Source organism: Streptomyces sp. NPDC002926, from assembly GCF_053591755.1.
Genome location: NZ_JBSFUK010000005.1, coordinates 89,555 through 115,093, shown reverse-complemented (window position 1 = coordinate 115,093; position 25,539 = coordinate 89,555). Strand labels below are relative to the sequence as shown.

Annotated in this window: 22 protein-coding genes; 5 read left to right on the top strand and 17 right to left on the bottom strand. The window is 68.8% G+C overall.

Going from position 1 to position 25,539, the window contains the following annotated elements:
• Positions 1-20 precede the first annotated feature (20 nt).
• From ACWDZ6_RS12005 to ACWDZ6_RS11995, 3 genes are all read left to right on the top strand, one after another.
• Positions 21-803, top strand: a complete 783-nt coding sequence (locus ACWDZ6_RS12005; protein WP_451502768.1) for an ABC transporter ATP-binding protein — start codon at positions 21-23, stop codon at positions 801-803.
• Between the two features lie 11 nt (positions 804-814).
• Positions 815-3,508 (top strand): fumarate reductase/succinate dehydrogenase flavoprotein subunit, encoded by a 2,694-nt coding sequence (locus ACWDZ6_RS12000; RefSeq protein ID WP_451502767.1) that lies wholly within the window; start codon positions 815-817, stop codon positions 3,506-3,508.
• A 168-nt stretch (positions 3,509-3,676) separates the two neighbouring features.
• A complete protein-coding gene (locus tag ACWDZ6_RS11995) occupies positions 3,677-4,285 on the top strand; it encodes a Uma2 family endonuclease (protein ID WP_451502766.1) in 609 nt (202 codons plus the stop codon).
• 89 nt (positions 4,286-4,374) lie between these two features.
• Here ACWDZ6_RS11995 and ACWDZ6_RS11990 read toward each other — a convergent pair whose 3' ends face one another.
• Both ACWDZ6_RS11990 and ACWDZ6_RS11985 read right to left on the bottom strand, forming a co-directional pair.
• Positions 4,375-4,584, bottom strand: a complete 210-nt coding sequence (locus ACWDZ6_RS11990; RefSeq protein ID WP_451502765.1) for a DUF397 domain-containing protein — start codon at positions 4,582-4,584, stop codon at positions 4,375-4,377.
• Positions 4,581-5,453 (bottom strand): helix-turn-helix domain-containing protein, encoded by an 873-nt coding sequence (locus tag ACWDZ6_RS11985; protein ID WP_451502764.1) that lies wholly within the window; start codon positions 5,451-5,453, stop codon positions 4,581-4,583. Before ACWDZ6_RS11985 ends, ACWDZ6_RS11990 begins: the two co-directional genes overlap by 4 nt.
• 155 nt (positions 5,454-5,608) lie before the next feature.
• Between ACWDZ6_RS11985 and ACWDZ6_RS11980 the strand changes: the two genes are divergently transcribed.
• The gene (locus ACWDZ6_RS11980) at positions 5,609-6,022 is read left to right on the top strand and encodes an ATP-binding protein (RefSeq protein WP_451502763.1); all 414 of its coding nucleotides are present in this window, start codon (positions 5,609-5,611) and stop codon (positions 6,020-6,022) included.
• 319 nt (positions 6,023-6,341) lie between these two features.
• On the opposite strand, the gene nuoN is transcribed toward ACWDZ6_RS11980, so the two are convergent.
• From nuoN to ACWDZ6_RS11910, 14 genes are all read right to left on the bottom strand, one after another.
• On the bottom strand, positions 6,342-7,991 hold the full coding sequence (nuoN, locus tag ACWDZ6_RS11975) for an NADH-quinone oxidoreductase subunit NuoN (RefSeq protein WP_451502762.1): 1,650 nt from the start codon (positions 7,989-7,991) through the stop codon (positions 6,342-6,344).
• Positions 7,988-9,559, bottom strand: a complete 1,572-nt coding sequence (locus tag ACWDZ6_RS11970; protein WP_366731042.1) for an NADH-quinone oxidoreductase subunit M — start codon at positions 9,557-9,559, stop codon at positions 7,988-7,990. The genes nuoN and ACWDZ6_RS11970 overlap by 4 nt, the downstream gene beginning before the upstream one ends.
• A 1-nt stretch (position 9,560) precedes the next feature.
• On the bottom strand, positions 9,561-11,456 hold the full coding sequence (gene nuoL / locus ACWDZ6_RS11965; RefSeq protein ID WP_451502761.1) for an NADH-quinone oxidoreductase subunit L: 1,896 nt from the start codon (positions 11,454-11,456) through the stop codon (positions 9,561-9,563).
• A gap of 14 nt (positions 11,457-11,470) precedes the next feature.
• Complete coding sequence (gene nuoK / locus ACWDZ6_RS11960; RefSeq protein WP_069927518.1) at positions 11,471-11,770, bottom strand: NADH-quinone oxidoreductase subunit NuoK; 300 nt, start codon at positions 11,768-11,770, stop codon at positions 11,471-11,473.
• Entirely contained in the window at positions 11,767-12,612 is an 846-nt protein-coding gene (locus tag ACWDZ6_RS11955) for an NADH-quinone oxidoreductase subunit J (RefSeq protein WP_451502760.1), read from the bottom strand. Before ACWDZ6_RS11955 ends, nuoK begins: the two co-directional genes overlap by 4 nt.
• Positions 12,609-13,196 (bottom strand): NADH-quinone oxidoreductase subunit NuoI, encoded by a 588-nt coding sequence (gene nuoI / locus ACWDZ6_RS11950; RefSeq protein ID WP_451502759.1) that lies wholly within the window; start codon positions 13,194-13,196, stop codon positions 12,609-12,611. Before nuoI ends, ACWDZ6_RS11955 begins: the two co-directional genes overlap by 4 nt.
• A complete protein-coding gene (gene nuoH / locus ACWDZ6_RS11945; protein ID WP_389173978.1) occupies positions 13,189-14,607 on the bottom strand; it encodes an NADH-quinone oxidoreductase subunit NuoH in 1,419 nt (472 codons plus the stop codon). Before nuoH ends, nuoI begins: the two co-directional genes overlap by 8 nt.
• Positions 14,608-14,719: 112 nt before the next feature.
• The gene (locus ACWDZ6_RS11940) at positions 14,720-17,221 is read right to left on the bottom strand and encodes an NADH-quinone oxidoreductase subunit G (RefSeq protein WP_451502758.1); all 2,502 of its coding nucleotides are present in this window, start codon (positions 17,219-17,221) and stop codon (positions 14,720-14,722) included.
• Positions 17,222-17,318: 97 nt separating this feature from the next.
• Positions 17,319-18,668, bottom strand: a complete 1,350-nt coding sequence (nuoF, locus tag ACWDZ6_RS11935; protein ID WP_351454637.1) for an NADH-quinone oxidoreductase subunit NuoF — start codon at positions 18,666-18,668, stop codon at positions 17,319-17,321.
• Positions 18,668-19,480, bottom strand: a complete 813-nt coding sequence (gene nuoE, locus ACWDZ6_RS11930; RefSeq protein ID WP_451502961.1) for an NADH-quinone oxidoreductase subunit NuoE — start codon at positions 19,478-19,480, stop codon at positions 18,668-18,670. Before nuoE ends, nuoF begins: the two co-directional genes overlap by 1 nt.
• A gap of 17 nt (positions 19,481-19,497) precedes the next feature.
• Positions 19,498-20,832, bottom strand: a complete 1,335-nt coding sequence (locus tag ACWDZ6_RS11925) for an NADH-quinone oxidoreductase subunit D (protein ID WP_451502757.1) — start codon at positions 20,830-20,832, stop codon at positions 19,498-19,500.
• A complete protein-coding gene (locus ACWDZ6_RS11920; RefSeq protein WP_451502756.1) occupies positions 20,832-21,548 on the bottom strand; it encodes an NADH-quinone oxidoreductase subunit C in 717 nt (238 codons plus the stop codon). Before ACWDZ6_RS11920 ends, ACWDZ6_RS11925 begins: the two co-directional genes overlap by 1 nt.
• A complete protein-coding gene (locus ACWDZ6_RS11915) occupies positions 21,545-22,099 on the bottom strand; it encodes a NuoB/complex I 20 kDa subunit family protein (protein ID WP_326651827.1) in 555 nt (184 codons plus the stop codon). Before ACWDZ6_RS11915 ends, ACWDZ6_RS11920 begins: the two co-directional genes overlap by 4 nt.
• Positions 22,100-22,118: 19 nt before the next feature.
• The gene (locus ACWDZ6_RS11910) at positions 22,119-22,478 is read right to left on the bottom strand and encodes an NADH-quinone oxidoreductase subunit A (RefSeq protein WP_313944764.1); all 360 of its coding nucleotides are present in this window, start codon (positions 22,476-22,478) and stop codon (positions 22,119-22,121) included.
• 692 nt (positions 22,479-23,170) lie between these two features.
• Here ACWDZ6_RS11910 and ACWDZ6_RS11905 point away from each other — a divergent pair.
• A complete protein-coding gene (locus ACWDZ6_RS11905; protein WP_451502755.1) occupies positions 23,171-23,971 on the top strand; it encodes a C40 family peptidase in 801 nt (266 codons plus the stop codon).
• Between the two features lie 214 nt (positions 23,972-24,185).
• On the opposite strand, the gene ACWDZ6_RS11900 is transcribed toward ACWDZ6_RS11905, so the two are convergent.
• Positions 24,186-25,469, bottom strand: a complete 1,284-nt coding sequence (locus tag ACWDZ6_RS11900) for a geranylgeranyl reductase family protein (RefSeq protein WP_326651824.1) — start codon at positions 25,467-25,469, stop codon at positions 24,186-24,188.
• Positions 25,470-25,539: the final 70 nt, after the last annotated feature.

The window sequence follows — 25,539 nt, the reverse complement described above, 5'->3', positions numbered from 1 at the left end:
CGCACAAGGAGGCGTAACCCATGACCACCCCCTCCCACACGCTCTCCCCCGCCACGAAAACCCCACCCCGCGGCGCCCGCCTCACACTCTCCCGCGTCGCCCTCGGCCGCCCCGGAGCCACCGTCCTCGAGGGGCTCGATCTCGACATCGTGTCCGGGGAGATCCTGACCGTCGTCGGGCCCTCCGGCTGCGGGAAGTCCACCCTGCTGCGCACCCTCGCCGGGCTCCTTCCCGCGCGAGGCGGGACGGTCGAACAGGACGGCGCCCCCATCACCGCCCCCCACGCCGAACGGGCTCTGGTCTTCCAGGAGGATGCGCTGCTCCCCTGGCGCACCGTCCGGTCCAACGTCGAACTGCCCCTCGCGATCAAGGGTGTTCCGCGTGCCGAGCGTCGCCGTCGCGCCGAGGCGTGGCTGGCGCGTGTCGGGCTGGACGGGCACGGGGCCAAGCTCGCGCACCGGATCTCCGGCGGCCAGCGGCAGCGCGTCCAGCTCGCGCGTGCCCTCGCCGCCGAACCGAGGGCCGTGCTGATGGACGAGCCCTTCGGGGCGCTCGACGCGCAGACCCGGGCCGGGATGCAGCAGCTGCTCGTCGAGGTGCTGCGCGGCACCGGCGCCACCGTCGTCTTCGTCACGCACGACGTGGACGAGGCGCTCTTCCTCGGCGACCGCGTAGCGCTCCTCGGCACCGGCCGCGTCCTCGATGTGCCGAAGCCGCGCGAGCGGGCCGCGCACTCCGACCCCTCCACCGTCGCGCTGCGCCGCGAGGTCCTTGAATCCCTCGGCAGCAACACCACCGACTGAAAGGCACGACCGTGCAGATTCCCGCTCTCTCCGACGCCGAGGAGCTCACCTGCGACGTCCTCGTCATCGGCGGCGGCACGGCCGGCACCATGGCGGCGCTCACCGCGGCCGAGCACGGCAGAGACGTCCTCCTGCTGGAGAAGGCGCATGTACGCCACTCCGGCGCCCTCGCCATGGGCATGGACGGCGTCAACAACGCCGTGATCCCCGGCCGCGCCGAACCCGACGACTACGTCGCCGAGATCACCCGCGCCAACGACGGCATCGTCGACCAGTCCACCGTCCGTCAGACGGCGACCCGTGGCTTCGGCATGGTCCAGCGACTCGAGTCGTACGGCGTGAAGTTCGAGAAGGACGAACACGGCGAGTACGCGGTCCGCCAGGTGCACCGCTCCGGCTCGTACGTACTGCCCATGCCCGAGGGCAAGGACGTCAAGAAGGTCCTCTACCGGCAGCTGCGCCGCCGCGAGATGCGCGAGCGCATCCGGATCGAGAACCGGGTGATGCCGGTACGGGTCCTCACCGCCGGGGGAAAGGCCGTCGGAGCCGCCGGCTTCAACACCCGTACGGGCGAGTTCGTGAAGGTACGAGCGGGCGCGGTGATTCTCGCCACCGGCGCCTGCGGCCGTCTCGGACTCCCCGCCTCCGGCTATCTCTACGGCACGTACGAGAATCCCACCAACGCCGGTGACGGCTACGCCATGGCCTACCACGCGGGCGCCGAGCTCACCGGCATCGAATGCTTCCAGATCAACCCGCTGATCAAGGACTACAACGGCCCGGCCTGCGCCTACGTCGCCAATCCCTTCGGTGGCTACCAGGTCAACCGGCACGGCGAGCGCTTCGTCGACTCCGACTACTGGTCGGGCCAGATGATGGCCGAGTTCGCGAACGAACTCGCCTCCGACCGCGGCCCGGTCTACCTCAAGCTCAGCCACCTCCCCGAGGAGTCCATCAGCGCGCTGGAAGGCATCCTGCACTCCACCGAACGCCCCACCCGCGGCACCTTCCACGCGAACCGCGGCCACGACTACCGCACCCACGACGTCGAGATGCACATCTCGGAGATCGGCCTGTGCGGCGGCCACTCGGCCTCGGGCGTACGCGTCGACGACCACGCCCGCACCACCGTGCCCGGTCTGTACGCCGCCGGCGATCTGGCCTGCGTCCCGCACAACTACATGATCGGCGCCTTCGTCTTCGGCGATCTGGCGGGCGCCGACGCGTCCCGGTACCGGGCGTACGAGGGCGAGTTGCCCGCCGACCAGCTGCGCGACGCCCACGAACTGGTCTACCGGCCCCTCCGCAACCCGGAAGGACCGCCCCAGCCGCAGGTCGAGTACAAACTCCGCCGCTTCGTGAACGACTACGTCGCCCCGCCCAAGTCCGGCGCCCGGCTCTCCCTCGCCGTGGACCACTTCGAGCGGATGCGCGGCGAGATCGCGGAGATGGGTGCCGAGACCCCGCACGAGCTGATGCGCTGCGCCGAGGTCACCTTCATCCGCGACTGCGCCGAGATGGCGGCCCGCTCCTCCCTCGCCCGTACGGAGTCCCGCTGGGGCCTCTACCACGAACGTACGGACCATCCGCAGCGCGACGACGAGGACTGGCTGCACCACCTGGACCTGCGCAAATCCCCTTCCGGGACGATGGAGTTCACGGCACGGCCGGTTGCGCCCTACCTCGTCCCCATCGAGGAGTACGCCCCCACCGGCGGCGCATCACGCCACCTCGGCGAGGTCCATGGGGAACAGGTCGCCACGGCGGGCCCCCGGGACATCGCGCCGGTCGGCTCCGGCGTGCGCGCCCCGGTCCGGCAGGACGCCGTCGCCGCCTCCCACTCTCCCCGGATCCTGGAGCTTCTCGGCCTCGCCGAGGAGGAGCCCGAACTCCCCCAGCTGCGTCCCTTCCTGACCGACCCGGACCCTGCCGTGCGCCGCGCCGCCGTCGCCGCGCTCACCGAGACCGTCCCGCCGGGTACCGGCCCGGCGCTCGCCGCGACACTCGCGGACTCGGACCCCGGCGTCCGTACCGCCGCCGCGGCATCCCTGCGCGAGCTGGTCGAAGTCCTGCCCCCGGAGCCGGACTTGTCCCGGAGTCTCACCGAGGCGCTCGGCAACGACGACCCTCAGGTCCGGGCCGCCGCGCTCGATGTACTGCGCGCGCTGCGCCTGGGCGACGCCACCGCCTATGCCCGTACGCTCGACGACCCGGACATCGAGGTGCGCATCGAGGCCGTACGCGCTCTGGTGTCGGTGGACGCCCTCGATGTCGTCGCCCGCGCCACCACCGACCCCGCCCGCGAGGTCCGCGTCGCCGTGGCGCGCAGCCTGGACGACCCGGAGGCCCTGGAGCCCCTGGTCCAGGACCCGGACATCCTCGTCCGCGCGGCGGCACTCGCCGCGCTCGCCGGCGCCGGCTGCCCCGCGCCGTACGCCGTCGCGGCCGTCACCGCGCTGGCCGACCCGTCCTGGCAGGTCCGCGCGGGAGCCGCCACCGCTCTGGGCGCGGCGGATCCGGAACTGGCCGTGCCCGCCCTGGCCAAGGCCGTCGGCGACCCGAACGCCGATGTCCGGAAGCAGGCCGTGCTGGCCCTGCTCAGGCACTCCGCCCGCGAGGACGCCCGCGCCGCACTCGCCACCGCGGTCACCGACCCGGACGCGGACGTCCGCGCCTACGCCTCCCGGGCGGTCACTCCGGCCTGAGCGGCGGCAGATCAGGCGGGTGGGCGTGATCATTCCGGTCGCGGACGCCCATGGTGACGGAGGGCGCGTCAACGGCACGTGATTCGTTCACACGTGCGTGGGGGCCTTGTCCCGTACCCGCCGGATACGCTGATCAGACCCGCGAGACTCCGTCCCATGGGAGCACTGATGAGCGTCGAACCCGAGGCCCCGAAGGCCGGCTGGCCGGTCCCGCCCGTGGGTGGCTGGACCGCCGATGACCTGGACCAGCTTCCGAACCTGCCTCCGCACACGGAGCTGATCGACGGGAGCCTTGTCTTCGTGAGTCCGCAGACGATCTTTCATGAGCGCGCGATCGACTTCATCAAGTGGCAGCTGCAGTCGGTCGCGCCCGCTGACCTTGAGGTCTTCCGCGAGTTCACCATCGACGTCGACTGGCAGAACAGGCCGGAGCCCGATGTGATCGTCGTCCAGGGAGATGTCGTCAAGGACCGGACGCAGACCCGGTTCCCTGCAGAGTCCGTAGTGCTGGCCATCGAGGTCGTCTCCACCGAATCCGTGACTCGGGATCGCGAGACCAAGCCGGTGAAGTACGCACGCGCCAAGATCCCCCACTACTGGCGGGTGGAGGACGTGGACGGCCGGGCTGTGGTCTATGTCTTCGAGCTCGAGCCGGCCACGGGCGCTTACACCAGCACCGGGATCTTCCACGACCGGATGAAGGTCTCCGTCCCCTTCCCCGTCGATCTCGACCTCACTCAGATCAAGCCCCGCCGAAACAGGACCGCCGAAGAGTAGCCGGTCGGTCGCGCGCGAAGGCCCGGCACCTCACCGAGGCGCCGGGCGCCCCGGACCTGATGGATGGCGGTGCACCGTCCCCCGGCGGGTCAGGGCCTGGACGTGTACGTCACGAAAGCCGCCCACTGGGGTGCGGTGAACGCGAGCCGGGGGCCCTGGGTGTTCTTGGAGTCGCGGACGTGGACCGTGCCGGGGGTGGTCGCGACCTCGACGCAATCGTTGCCGTTACTGCTGTCGCTGTAGCTGCTCTTGAACCAGTCCAGCCCGGTGCTGTCCACAGCGGAGGACTTGTCGCTCATGTGTCTCCCAGCGCTTTCTCGATGAAGGCCAGAGACTCCCGAGGGGTGAGAGCCTGGGCCCGGATGATCCCATACCGCAACTCAAGGATCCGGAGCTCTTTCGGATCGGAGATCGGACGGCTGGTGAGCTGGCCTTCGTCGTGGCCCACTGCCGAACCGTCCTTGAACTTCAGCACCTGGATCCGACCGCCCATTCCGGCGTGGTCGTCACGGTCGGTCGGCATCACCTGGATCTCGACGTTCCGCAACTGGCCTACCTCCAACAGGCGTTCGAGCTGCTTGCGCAGGACCATTCTGCCTCCGATCGGGCGGCGGAGGGTCACCTCTTCTTGGACGAATGTGAGCGCGGGAGCTGGGGACCGGTCGAAGATCGGCCGTCGGGCCATACGCGCAGCCACCATTCGCTCCACCTCGTCCTTCGAGTACGCGGGCCGCCATGTCTCGATCAGCGCCCGCGCGTACTCCTCGGTCTGGAGCAGGCCGTGCAGGTTGTGGTTGCCGTACGCCCCGACCTCGACCGCCTGCGCCTCCAGTTTCGCCAGGTCCCGCACCTTCTTCGGGTATCGCGCCTCCGCGATGTCCTTCTTCATCGCGGCGATCTTTCCGCCCGCGCCCAGGACTTCGTCCGCCTTCTCCAGGAACTCGGGCCTCGGGATGCGCTTCCCGGCCTCCACCTTGTAGATCAGGTTCTCGCCGTACCCGATTGCCGCCCCGAATTCGGCCGGCCTCAGCCCCGCCGACTCCCGCCAGAGTCTGATCTGGTGACCCAGCGCCGCCACGACCGCGCTGGACTCATCGTCCGGGTCGACGTCCCAGCCGGGTTCGTCCGCCCCGTCCGCGTACCCCGTACCGTCACCGCCCACGTCCATGCGCGCCCACCTCCCAGGTGCCTGTCCCCAACGCCGCCCACGGCCGGAATGTCACGGTGGACAGCCTGTACAGGCCTGGACGGCCCCCTGACAGTCACCGTACGCATCGGCGTCATCACTGTTCAGGCTACTCACGCACGGCCACGCTGAGTTACGTGAATCCAGAAATCACCCAAGCCGGCACCGTCGTCCGCCAGTTCAGCGTGCAGCTCTCCGCCACCCGCAGAGGCGCCCGTCTCGCCCGTCTGCTGGCGACGGAGCAACTCCGCTCCTGGGGACTCCCGTTCGAGTCGGCGGCGCACGTCATCGCCGAACTCGCCGCCAACGCCGCGCATCACGGCCGCGTCCCGGGACGGGACTTCCGCCTCGCCCTCACCGCCGCCGCGGGCACTCTCCGTATCGAGGTGACCGACACCCGCGGTGACCGCCTCCCCGTCACCCGGCAACCCGGTGACGACGAGTCCGGACGCGGCCTCGTCCTCGTCGACGCCTTCGCCGACCGGTGGGGCGTCACCCCGGGCCCCGCGCCCTGCAAAACCGTGTGGGCCGAGTTTGATCTCGCACCCTGACCCGGCCCCACCGGAACGCGGAGCCGCACGTCTCGGTAAGCCACGACTCCCGGCTGCTGATCTCGGAGCAGGACGTACACCGTCTCGCCCCGGCCGTCACCACCTGGCTCGCGCGGGGCCGCTCCCGAGGCCATACGCCGCACCCTCACCGCGAGCCTCCCGCCCGATCCGCGCCACCCGGCCGAGTCCCGGGCCCCGAGCCGGGCCGCTGTCGCGGCTGCGCGAGAGCCGGCGCGCTCCTCGCGGCATGAAAAGGCACTCGCCGTGGCGTCGTTGAAACCAAGACACCACGGCGAGCGCCGGACCGGGCCCCGGACCGCTACCGCACGAACACGCTCGCCTGGCTCGCCAGGTCCAGGAAGTACTGCGGTGCCACACCGAGCACCAGCGTCACCGCCACACCGACCCCGATCGTCGTCATCGTCAGCGGCGACGGCACGGCGACCGTGGGGCCGTCCGCCTTCGGCTCGCTGAAGAACATCAGCACGATGACCCGGATGTAGAAGAACGCGGCGATCGCGGACGAGATCACACCGATCACGACCAGCACACCCGCGCCGCCCTCCGCCGCCGCCTTGAAGACCGCGAACTTTCCGGTGAAGCCGGAGGTCAGCGGAATGCCTGCGAAGGCGAGCAGGAACACCGCGAAGACCGCGGCGACCAGCGGTGAACGCCGCCCGAGCCCCGCCCACTTGGACAGATGCGTCGCCTCGCCGCCCGCGTCCCGCACCAGCGTGACCACCGCGAACGCGCCGATCGTCACAAAGGAGTACGCGCCCAGGTAGAAGAGGACGGACGAGACACCGTCGGGCGTCGTCGCGATGACACCGGCGAGGATGAAGCCGGCGTGCGCGATCGAGGAGTACGCGAGCAGCCGCTTGATGTCGGTCTGCGTGATCGCGACGATCGCGCCGCCCAGCATGGTGACGATCGCGATGGCCCACATGACCGGCCGCCAGTCCCAGCTCAGCCCCGGCAGCACGACGTACAGCAGCCGCAGCAGCGCGCCGAACGCGGCGACCTTGGTGGCCGCGGCCATGAAGCCGGTGACCGGAGTCGGCGCGCCCTGGTAGACGTCCGGCGTCCACATGTGGAACGGCACCGCGCCGACCTTGAAGAGCAGCCCCGCCAGGATCATCGCGCCGCCGATCAGCAGCAGCGCGTCGTTCCCCATGGTGTCGGCGAGCGCCGGATCGATGGTGCGGACGCTGCCGTCGACGACGTCCGCGATCCTGGCGTACGAGACGGAGCCCGCGTACCCGTACAGCAGGGCGATACCGAACAGCAGGAAGGCCGACGAGAAGGCACCGAGCAGGAAGTACTTCACCGCGGCCTCCTGCGACAGCAGCCGCTTGCGGCGGGCGACGGCGCACAGGAGGTAGAGCGGGAGCGAGAAGACTTCCAGTGCCACGAAGAGCGTCAGCAGATCGTTGGCGGCGGGGAAGACCAGCATGCCGGTGATCGCGAAGAGCACCAGCGGGAAGACCTCGGTGGTGGTGAACCCGGCCTTGACCGCGGCCTTTTCGCTGTCGCTGCCGGGCACGGACGCGGCCTGCGCGGCGAACGAGTCGATGCGGTTGCCGTGTGCCTCGGGGTCGAGACGACGCTCCGCGAAGGTGAAGACGGCGACCAGCGACGCCAGCAGGATCGTGCCCTGCAGGAAGAGGGCCGGACCATCGACCGCAATCGCGCCCATCGCCGCGATATGCGCCTTTGTGGTGCCGTATCCGCCGGCCGCGAGCCCGACGACCGCGGCGAAAGCGGCGGTCAGGGCAAGGACGGTGAGGAACACCTGCACGTGGTAGCGGGCCTTGCGCGGGACGAAGGCCTCCACGAGCACACCCACGACGGCGGCGCCGACGACGATCAGCGCGGGTGCCAGTTGGGCGTACTCGACACTCGGGGCCGGGATCTTGTCGATCGGCTCGGCCGCCGTCGTCCACAGGCTGTGGACAACTGTAGTGCTCACTTGGCCGCCTCCACCTCGGGCTGGGGGTCCTTCTTCTGTACATCGGACATCGTGTGCTCCACCGCCGGGTTGACGATGTCCGTCAGCGGCTTCGGGAAGACGCCGAGGAAGAGCAGCAGTGCGATCAGCGGCGTGACCACCACCAACTCACGCGCCCTGAGGTCCGGCATCTTCGACACCTCGGCCTTCACCGGGCCCGTCATCGTCCGCTGGTAGAGGACGAGGGTGTAGAGCGCGGCGAGCACGATGCCGATCGTGGCGACGATCCCGGCCACCGGGTAGCGCGAGAACGTGCCGACGAGAACCAGGAACTCGCTCACGAACGGCGCGAGACCCGGCAGGGAGAGCGTCGCCAGACCGCCGATCAGGAAGGTGCCGGCGAGCACCGGGGCGACCTTCTGCACCCCGCCGTAGTCCGCGATGAGCCGCGAGCCGCGCCGGGAGATGAGGAAGCCGGCCACCAGCATCAGCGCGGCGGTCGAGATCCCGTGGTTGACCATGTAGAGCGTCGCGCCCGACTGGCCCTGGGTGGTCATCGCGAAGATGCCCAGGATGATGAAGCCGAAGTGCGAGATCGAGGCGTAGGCGACCAGCCGCTTGATATCGCGCTGGCCGACCGCGAGCAGCGCTCCGTAGACGATGCTGATCAGCGCGAGCACCAGGATCACCGGTGTGGCCCACTTGGACGCCTCCGGGAACAGCTGGAGGCAGAAGCGCAGCATCGCGAAGGTGCCGACCTTGTCGACGACCGCGGTGATCAGTACCGCGACCGGCGCGGTCGCCTCGCCCATGGCGTTGGGCAGCCAGGTGTGCAGCGGCCACAGCGGCGCCTTGATCGCGAAGGCGAAGAAGAAGCCGAGGAAGAGCAGCCGCTCCGTGGTGGTCGACATGTCCAGCGTGCCGTTCGCCCGCGCCGCGGCGATCTCGCTGAGCGAGAAGCTCCCGGCGACGACATTCAGCCCGATGACCGCGGCCAGCATGATCAGGCCGCCGACCAGGTTGTAGAGCAGGAACTTCACGGCCGCGTACGACCGTTGGGTCGCCGCGGCCTCGTCGCCGCCCGCGTGCGCCCCGTCCCCGAAACCGCCGATGAGGAAGTACATCGGGATGAGCATGGCTTCGAACAGGATGTAGAAGAGGAAGACGTCGGTGGCCTCGAAGGAGAGGATCACCATCGCCTCGACGGCGAGGATCATCGCGAAGAAGCCCTGGGTCGGGCGCCAGCGCGAACTCTTTGTCTCCAGGGGGTCGGCGTCGTGCCATCCCGCCAGGATCACAAAGGGGATCAGCAGCGCGGTCAGCGCCAGGAGCGCCACCCCGATGCCGTCCACGCCCAGTTCGTACCGGACTCCGAAGTCCTTGATCCAGGTATGGGATTCGGTGAGCTGATAGCGGGCACCGCCGGGCTCGAAACGTACGAGCACGACCGCGGCCAGTACGAGCGTGGCGAGCGAGAAGAGCAGCGCCAGCCACTTGGCGGCGTTGCGCCTCGCGGCCGGCACGGCGGCGGTGGCGATGGCGCCGATCGCCGGGATCGCCGCCGTGGCCGTCAGGATCGGGAAGGACATCTCAGACCGCCCTCATCAGCAGGGTCGCGGCGATGACGATCGCAGTACCGCCGAACATCGAGATCGCATAGGAGCGGGCGTAGCCGTTCTGCAGCTTGCGCAGCCGGCCCGAAAGACCGCCGAACGAAGCGGCCGTGCCATTGACCACACCGTCGACCAGGGTGTGGTCGACGTAGACCAGGGAGCGGGTGAGGTGTTCGCCGCCGCGGACCAGGACCACATGGTTGAAGTCGTCCTGGAGGAGATCGCGGCGGGCGGCCCGGGTGAGCAGCGAGCCGCGCGGCGCGAGCACCGGCACCGGCTTGCGTCCGTACATCCCCCAGGCGATGGCGACGCCGATGACCAGAACCACCATGGTGGCGAGGGTGACCGTCGTCGCGCTGACCGGGGAGTCTCCGTGGTCGTACCCGGTCACCGGCTCCAGCCACTTCAGGAACCGTTCGCCGATGCTGAAGAACCCACCGGCGAAGACCGAGCCGAAGGCGAGGATGACCATAGGGATGGTCATCGTCTTCGGCGACTCGTGCGGGTGCGGCTCATGGCCTTCGGCGTCGCGCTGCCAGCGCTTCTCGCCGAAGAAGGTCATCAGCATCACGCGCGTCATGTAGAACGCGGTGATGGCCGCGCCCAGCAGCGCCGCGCCGCCCAGGATCCAGCCCTCCGTACCGCCCTTGGCGAAGGCCGCCTCGATGATCTTGTCCTTGGAGAAGAAGCCGGACAGACCCGGGAAGCCGATGATGGCCAGGTAGCCGAGGCCGAAGGTGACGAAGGTGATCGGCATGTAGGTGCGCAGGCCGCCGTACTTGCGCATGTCGACCTCGTCGTTCATGCCGTGCATGACCGATCCGGCGCCGAGGAAGAGCCCGGCCTTGAAGAAGCCGTGCGTCACCAGGTGCATGATCGCGAAGACGTAGCCGATCGGACCGAGGCCCGCCGCCAGGACCATGTAGCCGATCTGCGACATCGTCGAACCGGCCAGCGCCTTCTTGATGTCGTCCTTCGCGCAACCGACGATCGCACCGAAGAGGAGCGTCACCGCGCCGACGGCCACGACCGCCAACTGGGCGTCCGGCGCCGCGTTGAAGATCGCGCCGGACCGGGTGATGAGGTACACGCCGGCGGTCACCATGGTCGCCGCGTGGATCAGGGCCGAGACCGGAGTCGGGCCCTCCATCGCGTCGCCGAGCCAGGACTGCAGCGGCACCTGGGCGGACTTGCCGCATGCCGCGAGCAGCAGCAGCAGGCCGATGGCCGTCAGCTTGCCCTCGCTCGTCTCGCCGGTCGACTGCAGCACCGGCCCGAAGGTGAAGGTCCCGAAGGTGGTGAACATCAGCATGATCGCGATCGACAGGCCCATATCGCCGACGCGGTTGACGAGGAATGCCTTCTTCGCCGCGGTCGCCGCGCTGGGCTTGTGCTGCCAGAAGCCGATCAGCAGGTACGAGGCGAGACCGACGCCTTCCCAGCCGACGTACAGCAGAAGGTAGTTGTCGGCGAGGACGAGCAGCAGCATCGCCGCGAGGAAGAGGTTCAGATAGCCGAAGAAGCGGCGTCGCCGTTCGTCGTGCTCCATGTACCCGATGGAGTAGATGTGGATCAGCGAGCCCACACCGGTGATCAGCAGGACGAATGTCATCGACAGCTGGTCGAGCTGGAAGGCGACGTCCGCCTGGAAGTCCCCGACCGAGATCCAGCTGAACAGCGTGCTGTGCAGGGTGCGTTCCTCCGCGCCCTTGCCCAGCATGTTGACGAAGAGCACCGCGCCGATCACGAACGACAGGGCCGCGAACAGCGTGCCGATCCAGTGGCCGCTGCGGTCGAGCCGCCGCCCGCCGCACAGCAGGACCGCCGCTCCGAGCAAGGGCGCCGCGACGAGCAGCGCAATCAGGTTCTCCACGATTCAGCGACCCCTTACAGCTTCATCAGGCTGGCGTCGTCGACCGAGGCCGAGTGGCGGGAACGGAACAGCGACACGATGATCGCGAGCCCGACCACGACCTCCGCGGCGGCGACGACCATCGTGAAGAAGGCGATGATCTGGCCGTCGAGATTGCCGTGCATCCGGGAGAAGGCGACAAACGCGAGGTTGCAGGCGTTCAGCATCAGCTCGACGCACATGAAGACGACAATCGCGTTCCGCCGGATCAGCACCCCGGCGGCGCCGATGGTGAACAACAGCGCCGCGAGATACAGATAGTTGACGGGATTCACTTCGTGACCTCCCCTTTGCGCGATGGCTGCGATTCCTGCGACTCCCGGTCACGCCCGAGCCGCTCCTCGGAGCGCTGCTCCAGCGCCTTGAGGTCGTTCAGCGCGTCGCGCGACACATCGCGGATCTGGCCGCGCTCCCGCAGCGTCTTGCTGACGGTGAGCGCCGACGTGGTGCCGTCCGGCAGCAGACCGGGGATGTCCACGGCGTTGTGCCGGGCGTAGACACCGGGCGCGGGCAGCGGCGGCAGTTGCTTCCCGCGTACGCGCTCCTCGGACATCTCGCGCTGCGTCTTGGCGCGCTCGGTGCGCTCCCGGTGCGTGAGCACCATCGCTCCGACGGCCGCCGTGATCAGCAGCGCGCCGGTGATCTCGAAGGCGAAGACGTACTTGGTGAAGATGAGCCGGGCCAGTCCCTCGACATTGCCGCCGTGTGCGCTGTTGGCCGCGCCGAGACCGTTGAAGGTCTTCAGCGAGGCATTGGCGATTCCGGCGATCAGCAGTACGCCGAAGCCGAGCCCGCAGGCGGCGGCCCACCAGCGCTGGCCCTTCAGCGTCTCCTTGAGCGAGTCGGCCGCGGTGACACCGACCAGCATGACGACGAAGAGGAAGAGCATCATGATCGCGCCGGTGTAGACGATGATCTGGACGACACCGAGGAAGTACGCGCCGTTGGCGAGGTAGAAGACCGCCAGAATGATCATGGTTCCGGCGAGACTCAGCGCGCTGTGCACGGCCCGCTTCATCAGGATCGTGCCGAGCGCCCCGACGACGGCGATGGTGCCGAGGACCCAGAACTGAAAGGCCTCACCCGTCGATGTGGTGGAGGCGGCAAGCGTGTTCATACGTCCACCTCCTCGTGATTCTCCTCCTTGGAGGCGGCGACCTGCTGGACCGTGCCGGGGGCGGCCTCCGTGACCAGGCCCCGGTAGTAGTCCTGCTCGTCCGTGCCCGGGAAGATCGAGTGCGGGGAGTCGACCATGCCCTCCTCGAGTCCGGCGAGCAGCTGCTCCTTCGTATAGATGAGGTTCTCGCGGCTGCTGTCGGCCAGTTCGAACTCGTTCGTCATCGTCAGCGCCCGGGTCGGGCAGGCCTCGATGCACAGTCCGCACAGGATGCAGCGGGCGTAGTTGATCTGGTAGACGCGGCCGTAGCGCTCACCCGGGGAGTAGCGCTCCTCGTCGGTGTTGTCCGCGCCCTCCACATAGATCGCGTCCGCCGGACAGGCCCAGGCGCACAGCTCGCATCCGATGCACTTCTCGAGCCCGTCGGGATGGCGGTTGAGCTGGTGCCTGCCGTGGAAGCGCGGCGCCGTGACCTTCTGCTCCTCCGGGTACTGCTCGGTCAGCCGCTTCTTGAACATGGCCTTGAAGGTCACGCCGAAGCCGGCAACCGGATTCTGGAACTTGTCCTCGGATTCCTCAGACACCGTCAGCCTCCTTTCCGTCACTCGCCCCGGGGGTTCGGGGGTCGCCCCCGGAAATGTCGCTGCCGGTGCCACCACTGACAATCAACTCGCGCTCATGGCGCGGCCGTCGGCGGGGCACGGGCGGCAGGGTCTGTCCCGGCAGTGGCGGTACGGGGAAACCGCCCGCCATCGGGTCGAAGGCCGGCGGCTCGCCCTTGGCGGCCTCCGCCTCCTTCTCCTTCTTGCCGCGGAACATGTCTGCGACGAAGGAGAGCAGCAGCACCGCGATTACCGCGCCGCCGACGTACAGCACGATCTGCTGGAAGTCGTAGTTCTCGTTCCGCAGCGCCCGTACGGTCGCCACCAGCATCAGCCAGACCACCGATACCGGGATCAGGACCTTCCAGCCGAGCTTCATCAGCTGGTCGTAGCGGACCCGGGGCAGTGTGCCGCGCAGCCAGATGAAGAAGAACAGCAGCAGCTGGACCTTGATGACGAACCAGAGCATCGGCCACCAGCCGTGGTTCGCGCCCTCCCAGAAGGCGGAGACCGGGTACGGAGCCCGCCAGCCGCCCAGGAAGAGGGTGACCGAGACCGCCGAGACGGTGACCATGTTGACGTACTCGGCCAGCATGAACATCGCGAACTTGATCGAGCTGTACTCGGTGTTGAAGCCGCCGACGAGGTCGCCCTCGGACTCCGGCATGTCGAAGGGGGCGCGGTTGGTCTCGGCCACCATCGTGACGATGTAGATGATGAAGGAGACCGGCAGCAGGATGATGTACCAGCGGTCCGCCTGCGCCTCGACGATCTTCGAGGTCGACATCGATCCGGAGTAGAGGAAGACGGAGGCGAAGGCCGCGCCCATGGCGATCTCGTACGAGATCATCTGCGCGCAGGAACGGAGTCCGCCGAGCAGCGGGTACGTCGAGCCCGACGACCAGCCGGCGAGGACGATGCCGTAGATGCCGACCGAGGCGACCGCGAGGATGTAGAGCATCGCGATCGGCAGGTCGGTGAGTTGCATCGTGGTGCGGTGGCCGAAGATCGAGATCTCGTTGCCGGCCGGGCCGAAGGGGATCACGGCGATCGCCATGAAGGCCGGGATCGCGGCGACGATCGGCGCGAGGACATAGACGACCTTGTCCGCGCGCTTGACGATGACGTCTTCCTTCAGCATCAGCTTGATGCCGTCGGCGAGGGACTGGAGCATGCCCCAGGGCCCGTGCCGGTTGGGGCCGATGCGCAGCTGCATCCAGGCGACGACCTTGCGCTCCCACACGATGGAGAAGAGCACGGTGATCATCAGGAAGGCGAAGCAGAACACTGCCTTGATGACGACGAGCCACCAGGGATCGCGCCCGAACATCGAGAGATCCTCGGCCGCGAGGACGCTCCGCTGGGCTTCCGCGATATGGGCGAGGGCAGTCACGCTCGCACCTCCGTTGCGGGGACGGCCAGGGCTGCGCCCGGCCTGACGACGTGGGTACGGGGCCGGGCGACCGCGGTGCGCGGCCCGCGGCCCGCGACCGCGGTGAGGGCGGTCATGACTGGACCTCCGCTGCGTCGGTCGCGGCGGCCGCCGGGCCGATGCGGACAAGCTGTCCGGGGACAGCGCCGGTGTCCGAAGTGACGCCGCCGCCCACCGAGTTCAGTGGCAGCCACACCACCCGGTCGGGCATCTCGCTCACCTGGAGCGGGAGCCGGACCGAGCCGGCCGGGCCGCTGACCGCCAGGACGTCGCCGTCCTTGACACCCGTCTCGGCCGCGGTCGCCGCGGAGAGCCGGGCGACCGCCGCATGGCGAGTGCCCGCCAGCGCCTCGTCGCCCTGCTGCAGCAGACCCTGGTCGAGCAGCAGCCGGTGTCCCGCGAGGACCGCCTCGCCCTCGCCCGGCCGGGGCAGGGACTGCGCGGGCTCCGACGGTTCGGTGGCCCGGGGGCCCTCCCAGCCGCCGAGCCGGTCCAGCTCCCTGCGTACGGACTTGAGATCCGGCAGGCCGAAGCTGACGTCGAGCGCGTCCGCGAGCATGTGCAGCACCCTCGCGTCGCTCGGCGCCAGTCGGCGCGTCATCTGCTCCGGCTTGAGCGAGGCCTCGAACAGCCTGGCCCTGCCCTCCCAGTTGAGGAACGTGCCCGGCTTCTCGGCGACGGCCGCGACCGGGAAGACCACGTCCGCGCGCTCGGTGACCTCGCTCGGCCTCAGCTCCAGAGAGACCAGGAAGCCGACCGCGTCGAGTGCTTCCCGCGCGCGCGCCGGGTCGGGCAGGTCCGCGATCTCGACGCCCGCCACCAGCAGCGCGCCCAGTTCGCCGGTGGCCGCGGCCTCGACGATCTGGCCGGTGTCGCGGCCGTAGCGGTGCGGGAGTTCGCGTACGCGCCAGGCCGCCGCGGTTTCCTCACGGGCCCGCGGGTCGGTGGCCGGGCGGCCGCCGGGCAGCAGCGAGGGGATCGCGCCCGCCTCGATGGCGCCGCGTTCACCCGCCCTGCGCGGGATCCACACCAGCTGGGCACCGGTCGCGGTGGCGGCCCGTGCGGCGGCGGTGAGTCCGCCGGGCACGGCCGCGAGCCGCTCGCCGACCACGATCACCGCGCCTTCGGAGCGCAGCGCCTCGGCCGCCTCGGCCCCGTCGCCCTCCAGACCGGTGCCGGCCGCCAGCGCGTCCAGCCATTCGGCCTCGGTGCCGGGGGCGGCGGCCAGCAGCGTGCCGCCCGCCTTCTCCAGACCCCGGGTGGCGTGTGTGGCCAGCGCGAAGGTGCGCTGGCCGTGCCCGCGATGCGCCTTGCGCAGTCGCAGGAAGACGCCGGGCACCTCTTCCTCGGACTCGAAGCCGGCCAGCAGTACGGCCGGGGCCTTCTCCAGGGAGGTGTAGGTGATACCGCTGCCGTCCAGATCCCGGCCCCGCCCGGCGACGCGGGCGGCCAGGAAGTCGGCCTCCTCGCCGCTGTGCACGCGCGCCCGGAAGTCGACGTCATTGGTGTCGAGGGCGACCCGCGCGAACTTGGCGTACGCATAGGCGTCCTCGACGGTGAGCCTGCCGCCCACGAGGACACCGGCCCTGCCGCGGGCCGCGCTCAGCCCGCGGGCCGCCGCCTCCAGCGCCTCGGGCCAGCTCGCCGGCTCCAGGACGCCTTCGTCATTGCGTACGAGGGGGTTCGTGAGCCGGTCCGGCTTCTGCGCGTAACGGAAGCCGAAGCGCCCCTTGTCACAGAGCCATTCCTCGTTGACCTCGGGGTCCTCCGCCGCGAGGCGTCGCATGACCTTGCCGCGCCGGTGGTCGGTGCGGGTCGCGCAGCCGCCGGCGCAGTGCTCGCACACGCTCGGCGATGAGACCAGGTCGAAGGGGCGGGAGCGGAACCGGTACGCCGCCGAGGTCAGCGCGCCCACCGGGCAGATCTGAATGGTGTTGCCGGAGAAGTACGACTCGAAGGGGTCGCCCTCACCCGTGCCGACCTGCTGGAGCGCGCCCCGCTCGAGCAGCTCGATCATCGGGTCGCCCGCGATCTGGTTGGAGAAGCGGGTGCAGCGGGCGCAGAGCACGCACCGCTCACGGTCGAGCAGCACCTGTGTGGAGATCGGCACGGGCTTCTCGTACGTCCGCTTGCGTCCTTCGAAGCGGGTGTCCGGGTCGCCGACCTGCATGGCCTGGTTCTGCAGGGGGCATTCGCCGCCCTTGTCGCAGACCGGGCAGTCCAGCGGGTGGTTGATCAGCAGCAGCTCCATCACACCGCGCTGGGCCTTCTCGGCGACCGGCGAGGTGAGCTGCGACTTGACGACCATGCCGTCGGTGCAGGTGATGGTGCAGGACGCCATCGGCTTGCGCTGGCCCTCGACCTCGACGATGCACTGGCGGCAGGCGCCGGCCGGGTCGAGGAGTGGGTGGTCGCAGAACCGCGGGATCTCGATGCCGAGCAGCTCGGCGGCCCGGATGACCAGCGTCCCCTTGGGGACGGAGATCTCGATGCCGTCGATCGTCAGCGAGACGAGGTCTTCCGGCGGGACGGCCGCGCTGCCGCCTCCGGAGGGGTTGGACGTCGTGACGGTCATGCCCGTACCTCCGCACGAGGTGAGTCGGACTGCGGTGCTCGGCCCGCAGGGCGGTCTGCGGCGAAGCCGCGGCCGGGGCTCGGCGCATACGCCTCAGTCATGCGGTCACCTCCAGGTGCTTGTCGGCCCAGACGGTCGACTTGGCAGGGTCGAAGGGGCAGCCCTTGCCGGTGATGTGCTGCTCGTACTCCTCGCGGAAGTACTTGAGCGAGGAGAAGATCGGGGACGCGGCACCGTCGCCCAGCGCGCAGAAGGACTTGCCGTTGATGTTGTCGGCGATGTCGGCCAGCTTGTCGAGATCGGACATGACGCCCTTGCCGGCCTCGATGTCGCGCAGCAACTGCACAAGCCAGTACGTGCCTTCGCGGCAGGGCGTGCACTTGCCGCAGGACTCGTGGGCGTAGAACTCGGTCCACCGCGTCACGGCCCGCACGACGCAGGTGGTCTCGTCGAAGCACTGCAGCGCCTTGGTGCCGAGCATCGAACCGGCCGCGCCGACACCCTCGTAGTCCAGCGGGACGTCGAGGTGCTCGTCGGTGAACATCGGGGTCGAGGAACCGCCCGGCGTCCAGAACTTGAGTCGGTGCCCGGCCCTGATCCCGCCGCTCATGTCGAGCAGCTGGCGCAGCGTGATGCCGAGCGGGGCCTCGTACTGGCCCGGGTTGGTGACGTGGCCGCTGAGCGAGTAGAGCGTGAAGCCCGGGGACTTCTCGCTGCCCATCGACTTGAACCAGTCCTTGCCGCGCTGGAGGATCGCGGGAACGGACGCGATGGACTCGACGTTGTTCACCACAGTGGGGCACGCGTAGAGACCGGCGACCGCGGGGAAGGGGGGTCGCAGCCGGGGCTGGCCGCGACGGCCCTCCAGGGAGTCCAGCAGCGCGGTCTCCTCACCGCAGATGTACGCGCCCGCGCCCGCGTGCACGGTGAGTTCGAGGTCGAGTCCGCTGCCGAGGATGTTCTTGCCGAGGTAGCCCGCCTCGTAGGCCTCGCGTACGGCTTCGTGCAGCCGCCGCAGTACGGGGACGACTTCACCGCGCAGATAGATGAAGGCGTGATTCGACCGGATCGCATAGCAGGCGATCACGATCCCCTCGATGAGGGAATGCGGGTTGGCGAAGAGGAGCGGGATGTCCTTGCAGGTCCCGGGCTCCGATTCGTCGGCGTTGACAACCAGATAGTGCGGCTTTCCGTCCCCCTGCGGAATGAACTGCCACTTCATTCCGGTGGGGAAGCCGGCGCCGCCGCGACCGCGCAGTCCGGAGTCCTTCACGTACGCGATGAGGTCGTCCGGCGACATGGCCAGCGCCTTGCGCAGTCCCTCGTACCCCTCGTGCCGCCGGTAGGTGTCCAGCGTCCAGGGCTCGGCCTCGTCCCAGAAGGCGGAGAGGACGGGCGCGAGGAGCTTCTCGGGACTCGTCTCGTTGATCTCGGGTGCCAAGGTCATCACTCCCCCTCCTCGGCTGCGGGTCCGGCCGGGTGCGCGGGGTCGGAGTCCGAGGTCTGCTGCGGTGCGTCGTGCGAGCTGAGATGCGCGGAACCGGGCTGCGGGGCCTCGTGGGGGACCTCACCCCGCGGGGCGACCACCCGGGGGGCCGGCTGCTCTCCCTTGGCGAGGCGCAGACCGATCAGCGAGGCGGGTCCCGCACCGCCGGTCGCCGCGACGGCGCCGGGGCGCCGGTCGGGGAAGCCCGCGAGGATCCGCGCGGTCTCCTTGTACGTACAGAGGGGAGCGCCGCGGGTGGGTTCGACCTGCCGTCCCGCACGCAGATCGTCGACGAGCCGCTTGGCGGTCTCCGGCGTCTGGTTGTCGAAGAACTCCCAGTTGATCATCACCACGGGGGCGAAGTCGCAGGCCGCGTTGCACTCGATGTGCTCGAGGGTGACCTTGCCGTCCTCGGTCGTCTCGTTGTTGCCGACGCCGAGGTGCTCCTTGAGCTCCTCGAAAATGGCGTCGCCGCCCATCACCGCGCAGAGCGTGTTCGTGCAGACCCCGACCTGGTAATCGCCGGAGGGCTTGCGCCGGTACATCGAGTAGAAGGTGGACACCGCGGTGACCTCGGCAGTGGTCAGCTCCAGCATCTCGGCGCAGAACCGGACGCCGGTGCGGGTGACGTACCCCTCCTCCGCCTGCACCAGGTGCAGCAGCGGCAGCAGGGCGGACCGGCTGTCGGGGTAGCGGGCGATGATCTCCTTCGCATCCGCTTCGAGCCTGGCACGCACATCGGCCGGGTAGTCGGGGGCGGGGAGCTGTGGCATCCCCAAGCTGATGTCTGTCACCGGTCGACGCCTCCCATCACGGGGTCGATGGACGCGACGGCGACGATGACGTCGGCGACCTGGCCGCCTTCGCACATCGCCGCCATGGCCTGCAGATTGGTGAAGGACGGGTCACGGAAGTGGACCCGGTAGGGGCGGGTGCCGCCGTCGCTCACGACATGCACGCCGAGCTCGCCCTTGGGGGATTCGACTGCGGTGTACGACTGTCCGGCCGGGACCCGGAAGCCCTCGGTCACCAGCTTGAAGTGGTGGATCAGGGCCTCCATGGAGGTGCCCATGATCTTCTTGATGTGGTCGAGGGAGTTGCCGAGCCCGTCGGGACCGAGGGCGAGCTGCGCGGGCCAGGCGATCTTCTTGTCGGCGACCATCACCGGTCCCGGCTCGAGCCGGTCCAGGCACTGTTCGACGATGCGCAGCGACTGCCGCATCTCCTCCAGGCGGATGAGGAAGCGGCCGTAGGCGTCGCAGCTGTCGGCGGTCGGGACGTCGAACTCGTACGTCTCGTAACCGCAGTAGGGGTCGGTCTTGCGCAGATCGTGCGCGAGACCGGCGGAGCGCAGGATCGGTCCGGTCGCGCCGAGCGCCAGGCATCCGGTCAGATCGAGATAGCCGATGTCCTGCATACGGGCCTTGAAGATCGGGTTGCCGGTGGCGAGCTTGTCGTACTCCGGCAGGTTCTTCTTCATCGTCTTCACGAACTCGCGAAGCTGGTCGATTGCGCCGGGCGGCAGGTCCTGGGCGAGTCCGCCGGGCCGGATGAACGCGTGGTTCATCCGCAGGCCGGTGATCAACTCATAGATATCGAGAATCAGTTCACGATCCCGGAATCCGTAGATCATGATCGTGGTGGCGCCGAGCTCCATACCGCCGGTGGCGATGCACACCAGGTGGGAGGAGAGCCGGTTGAGCTCCATCAGCAGGACGCGGATGACCGTCGCCCGGTCCGGGACCTCGTCGGTGATGCCGAGCAGCTTCTCCACACCCAGGCAGTACGCCGCCTCGTTGAAGAACGGCGTCAGATAATCCATGCGCGTGACGAAGGTGGTGCCCTGCACCCAGGTCCGGTACTCGAGGTTCTTCTCGATGCCGGTGTGCAGATAGCCGATGCCGCAACGGGCCTCGGTGACCGTCTCGCCGTCGATCTCCAGGATCAGCCGGAGCACACCGTGCGTGGAGGGGTGCTGCGGACCCATGTTGACGACGATCCGCTCGTCGTCGGCCTTGGCCGCGGACTGGACGACCTCGTCCCAGTCGCCGCCGGTGACCGTATATACGGTCCCTTCGGTGGTCTCGCGGGGGGAAGCGGGGGAAGTTCCCTGTGAAGCAGACATCAGCTGTACGACCTCCGCTGGTCCGGAGCCGGGATCTGGGCGCCCTTGTACTCGACGGCGATGCCGCCGAGTGGATAGTCCTTGCGCTGCGGGAAGCCCTGCCAGTCGTCCGGCATCATGATCCGGGTGAGGGCGGGGTGGCCGTCGAAGACGAGCCCGAAGAAGTCGTACGTCTCGCGCTCGTGCCAGTCGTTGGTCGGATAGACCGAGACCAGGGACGGCACGTGCGGGTCGCTGTCCGGTGCGGAGACCTCGAGGCGGATCAGCCGGCCGTGGGTGAGCGAGCGCAGGTGGTAGACGGCGTGCAGCTCGCGGCCCTTGTCCTCGAGGTAGTGGACACCGGAGACACCCGTACAGAGCTCGAAGCGCAGGGCCGGGTCGTCGCGCAGGGTCTGCGCCACGGTGAGCAGATGCTCGCGGGCGATGTGGAAGGTGAGCTCGCCGCGGTCGACGACCGTCTTTTCGATGGCGTTCTCGGGGACGACTCCCTGCTCCTCCAGCGCGCCTTCGAGCTCGTCGGCGATCTCGTCGAAGTAGCCGCCGTAGGGGCGGTGGGAGGCGCCCGGCAGGGTCACCGTCCTGACGAGACCGCCGTAGCCACTCGTATCGCCGCCGTTGTCGGCGCCGAACATGCCCTTGCGTACGCCGATGACATCGCCGGACTCGTCCCGTGGCGATGGGACGTTGTTGCCGTTGGTGTTCGTGCTGTCACTCACCGCAGCAGCCCCTTCATCTCGATGGTGGGGAGCGCCTTGAGAGCCGCTTCCTCCGCCTCGCGGGCCGCTTCCTCCGCGTTCACGCCGAGCTTGGAGGTCTGGATCTTGTGGTGCAGCTTGAGAATCGCGTCGATCAGCATCTCCGGACGCGGCGGGCAACCAGGCAAATAGATATCGACGGGGACAATATGATCAACACCCTGCACAATCGCATAATTGTTGAACATTCCGCCTGATGAGGCACAAACACCCATGGAGATAACCCACTTGGGGTTGGGCATCTGGTCGTAGACCTGCCTCAGGACGGGCGCCATCTTCTGACTCACCCGGCCGGCGACGATCATCAGGTCGGCCTGGCGCGGCGAGCCGCGGAAGACCTCCATGCCGAAGCGGGCCAGGTCGTAACGGCCGGCGCCGGTCGTCATCATCTCGATGGCGCAGCAGGCCAGACCGAAGGTGGCCGGGAAGACGGATGACTTGCGCACCCAGCCCGAGGCCTGTTCGACGGTGGTCAGCAGAAAACCGCTCGGCAGCTTCTCTTCGATTCCCATTGGTGTGCTCCTCAGCCCCTCAGTCCCATTCCAGGCCGCCGCGCCGCCATACATACGCGTAGGCGACGAAGACGGTGAGCACGAAGAGCAGCATCTCCACGAGCCCGAAAAGCCCCAGGGCGTCGAAGGTGACCGCCCAGGGGTAGAGGAAGACGATCTCGATGTCGAAGACGATGAAGAGCATCGCCGTCAGGTAGTACTTGATGGGAAAACGGCCGCCTCCGGCCGGCGTGGGAGTCGGCTCGATGCCGCACTCGTACGCCTCTTGTTTTGCCCGGTTATAGCGCTTGGGGCCGATAAGCGTGGCCATGACCACGGAGAAGATCGCAAACCCTGCCCCGAGGGCGCCGAGCACAAGGATGGGCGCGTAAGCATTCACCCTCCTCGCTCCTTCCAGTCGTCCTTGACCGTTGGACCGCACCGGGCATCCGCCTCGCCGCCTCGCGAAGATCGTGCACATGTGAGGCAGTTCACAAGCCCGACTGCTCCGCATCCTATGCCTGCCGGTCTGTGATCTGCGACACGGGGTGCGACTACGTCTTTGTGATCTCCACCACCCGGCGAACGATCATGAAGTCGGATGAGCGGTGATCTTCATACGCGAAGCGCCCGAGTGGTCACCAGACGTGACATCCGGTGGCGTTACCGCTGGTCAGGGGCGTCGCGCTCTATCAAGAGGCGGCCCGTACGGGCAAATTGGCAATGGGCCGCAACGGGTGATAGTGGACTCCGGGTCACCCGCGCGGGGGACCCGCGCGGATCCGGGTGGACACGTGCCCGCATTCACGAGCCACCCGGCACCGGGACGTTGACCTTTCTGTGACCTGTACCACTCGCCCGGTTCATCAACAAAAGGGGCCTTGGCCATCGGCGTGAAGGGATGGTAAGCGCCAGGCAATTCGGACCTTTTACGGAAAGCCAATGATCACAGCCGTGATCATGCATGCCCGAATTGCCCGTTACGGCGTCAATAAAGGCCGGAGGAGCGCGGATTCAAACGTTCCGATCACAACTGTGGTGCAACACACGTTTCTTGAAGGGAACCGGGAGGCCCTGATAGCGGTTGTACTCATGTCCCACACCGCTCACATACCCAGCCACCGGAAGCCCCGCCGCAGCGCCTCGAAGTTGGCGCTTCGGGCCGGAGTTGCCGGTGGCGTTCTCAGCACCATCGCAGTGGCTGGCGCTGCCGGGCCGGCGAACGCCGAGCCGGTGACCGAGACCATCGAGATGCCGGCGCTGACGTCCGGTCTCTCGCTCTCCGCCGCCGTCTCGCAGTCCGCCGAGGCCAGCCAGGAGATCGCGCTCGACCTCGAGTTGCAGGCCCAGGAGGACGCGGCGGCCGCCAAGGCCGCGCAGACCGCCAAGAAGGCCAAGGCCGAGGCCGACCGCAAGGCTGAGGCCAAGGAGAAGGCCGAGGCGAAGAAGCGCGCCGACGCCGAGACCCAGGGGCGCGCCTCCCGGTCCTCCGAGCGCACCACGCTCTCCGCCTCCGCCAACACCTCCTCGAACGCCACGGGCTCCGCGGCGACCGTTGTGGCCTTCCTCAAGGCACAGCTCGGCGACGCCTACGTCATGGGCGCCACCGGACCCAACTCGTGGGACTGCTCCAGCCTGGTCCAGGCCGCCTTCCGGCAGGTCGGCGTCGACCTGCCCCGTGTCTCGCAGGACCAGTCGGTGGCCGGCACCCAGGTGGGCACCAGCAACCTCCAGGTCGGCGACATCCTCTACTGGGGCGGCGCCGGCAGCGCGTACCATGTCGGCGTCTACATCGGCGACGGCCAGTACCTCGACGCGGCCAACCCCGGCAAGGGCGTCGTCATCCAGGATCTGTCGGGCTACCCGGCGAGCGGCGCGGTCCGCGTTCTCTGACCGCCCCACGCACCGACAGTCACGCTTCGAAGGGCCGCGGCTCCCCCGCTCGGGGGTGGAGCCGCGGCCCTTCGTCCGTTCACGCGGCCACGCCCCCGGAGACCGGTCGTGCGGGGCGGGCACAGCATCCTCACAACGGGTACGCCCCGCCTTCGAGGTGAGGGCGGGGCGCCTTCGCGGCGAGGGCGGGCCGAACGGCCGGTGGTGAGCCGTATCAGGCCTTCGGGGCCACCTTCGAGAGCCCGTTGATGATCCGGTCCATCGCGTCGCCGCCCGTCGGGTCGGTGAGGTTGGCCAGCATCTTCAGGGTGAACTTCATCAGCAGCGGGTGCGTCAGACCGCGCTGCGTCGCGATCTTCATGACCTTCGGGTTGCCGATGAGCTTCACGAAGGCGCGGCCCAGGGTGTAGTAGCCGCCGTACGTGTCCTTGAGGATCTTCGGGTAGCGGTGCAGCGCCAGCTCCCGCTGCGCCGGGGTCTGCCGGGCGTGCGCCTGCACGATCACGTCGGCGGCGATCTGCCCGGACTCCATGGCGTACGCGATGCCCTCGCCGTTGAACGGGTTGACCAGGCCGCCCGCGTCGCCGACCAGCAGCAGGCCCTTGGTGTAGTGCGGCTGGCGGTTGAAGGCCATCGGGAGCGCGGCGCCGCGGATCGGCATCGTCATGTTCTCCTCGGTGTAGCCCCAGTCCTCCGGCATCGAGGCGCACCAGGCCTTCAGCACCTCGCGCCAGTCCAGCTCCTTGAAGGCGGCGGAAGTGTTCAGTACGCCGAGGCCGACGTTCGAGGTGCCGTCACCCATGCCGAAGATCCAGCCGTAGCCGGGGAGGAGCCGGTCCTCGGTGCCCCGGCGGTCCCAGAGTTCCAGCCAGGACTCCAGATAGTCGTCGTCGTGGCGCGGCGAGGTGAAGTACGTCCGTACGGCGACACCCATCGGACGGTCCTCGCGGCGGTGCAACCCCATGGCGAGGGAGAGCCGGGTCGAATTGCCGTCGGCTGCGACGACGAGCGGTGCGTGGAAGGTGACCGGGGTCTTCTCCTCCCCCAGCTTGGCGTTGACGCCGGTGATGCGGCCGGTCCGCTCGTCGATGATCGGGGCCCCGACATTGCACCGCTCGTACAGCCGGGCGCCCGCCTTCTGCGCCTGCCTGGCCAGTTGCTCGTCGAAGTCGTCACGCTTGCGTACGAGTCCGTAGTCCGGGAAGGAGGCGAGATCCGGCCAGTCGAGCTGGAGCCGCACGCCGCCGCCGATGATCCGCAGGCCCTTGTTGCGCAGCCAGCCGGCCTCCTCGGAGATGTCGATGCCCATCGCCACCAGCTGCTTCGTGGCACGTGGCGTCAGGCCGTCGCCGCAGACCTTCTCGCGCGGGAAGGCCGTCTTCTCGAGGAGGAGGACGTCGAGGCCCGCCTTGGCAAGGTAGTACGCGGTCGTGGAGCCGGCCGGGCCTGCCCCGACGACGATCACATCGGCGGTGTGTTCGGAGAGGGGCTCGGTCACGGCGGGTTCTCCCGAAGACTCGATATTGCGTACCGAAAGGCACAGGACATGTGCAGTCTATGGGGGGCTA

Excerpts from the sequence above, each read along its gene's own strand:
- ACWDZ6_RS12005 (WP_451502768.1), top strand. The coding sequence starts at position 21 with ATGACCACCCCCTCCCACACGCTCTCCCCCGCCACGAAAACCCCACCC.
- ACWDZ6_RS11995 (WP_451502766.1), top strand. The coding sequence starts at position 3,677 with ATGAGCGTCGAACCCGAGGCCCCGAAGGCCGGCTGGCCGGTCCCGCCC.
- ACWDZ6_RS11990 (WP_451502765.1), bottom strand. The coding sequence starts at position 4,584 with ATGAGCGACAAGTCCTCCGCTGTGGACAGCACCGGGCTGGACTGGTTC.
- ACWDZ6_RS11985 (WP_451502764.1), bottom strand. The coding sequence starts at position 5,453 with ATGGACGTGGGCGGTGACGGTACGGGGTACGCGGACGGGGCGGACGAA.
- ACWDZ6_RS11970 (WP_366731042.1), bottom strand. The coding sequence starts at position 9,559 with ATGTCCTTCCCGATCCTGACGGCCACGGCGGCGATCCCGGCGATCGGC.
- ACWDZ6_RS11955 (WP_451502760.1), bottom strand. The coding sequence starts at position 12,612 with ATGAACACGCTTGCCGCCTCCACCACATCGACGGGTGAGGCCTTTCAG.
- ACWDZ6_RS11940 (WP_451502758.1), bottom strand. The coding sequence starts at position 17,221 with ATGACCGTCACGACGTCCAACCCCTCCGGAGGCGGCAGCGCGGCCGTC.
- nuoF (WP_351454637.1), bottom strand. The coding sequence starts at position 18,668 with ATGACCTTGGCACCCGAGATCAACGAGACGAGTCCCGAGAAGCTCCTC.
- nuoE (WP_451502961.1), bottom strand. The coding sequence starts at position 19,480 with ATGCCACAGCTCCCCGCCCCCGACTACCCGGCCGATGTGCGTGCCAGG.
- ACWDZ6_RS11925 (WP_451502757.1), bottom strand. The coding sequence starts at position 20,832 with ATGTCTGCTTCACAGGGAACTTCCCCCGCTTCCCCCCGCGAGACCACC.
- ACWDZ6_RS11915 (WP_326651827.1), bottom strand. The coding sequence starts at position 22,099 with ATGGGAATCGAAGAGAAGCTGCCGAGCGGTTTTCTGCTGACCACCGTC.
- ACWDZ6_RS11905 (WP_451502755.1), top strand. The coding sequence starts at position 23,171 with ATGTCCCACACCGCTCACATACCCAGCCACCGGAAGCCCCGCCGCAGC.